The sequence below is a fragment of the Vibrio sp. L85 genome (assembly GCF_963871815.1).
GTDB lineage: Bacteria > Pseudomonadota > Gammaproteobacteria > Enterobacterales > Vibrionaceae > Vibrio > Vibrio harveyi.
Genome location: NZ_CAWMYL010000186.1, coordinates 1 through 255, shown reverse-complemented (window position 1 = coordinate 255; position 255 = coordinate 1). Strand labels below are relative to the sequence as shown.

1 protein-coding gene is annotated in these 255 nt (G+C 31.4%); it reads left to right on the top strand.

The window, feature by feature from the left end:
- Positions 1-159: 159 nt before the first annotated feature.
- Positions 160-255 (top strand): Rpn family recombination-promoting nuclease/putative transposase (locus AACR11_RS19660; protein WP_139374587.1); only part of this gene is annotated, 96 nt, incomplete at its 3' end.

Sequence of the window (255 nt, the reverse complement as noted above, 5' to 3'; positions counted from 1 at the left end):
TTCATACTTCATACTTCATACTTCATACTTCATACTTCATACTTCATAAGTATGAAGTTAATAAAAATAAAGTCAACAAAAAAACTCACATCAATGCAATAAATCCTATCTACATAAATATCTGATATAATGTGTAAAAATCTATACAGATCGGTACCAATGAAAACACCAACATCGATACATGACGGATTGTTCAAGTCATTCTTAACCGTGCCAGAAACCGCAAAGGATTTCTTAAACATCCATTTGCCAGAG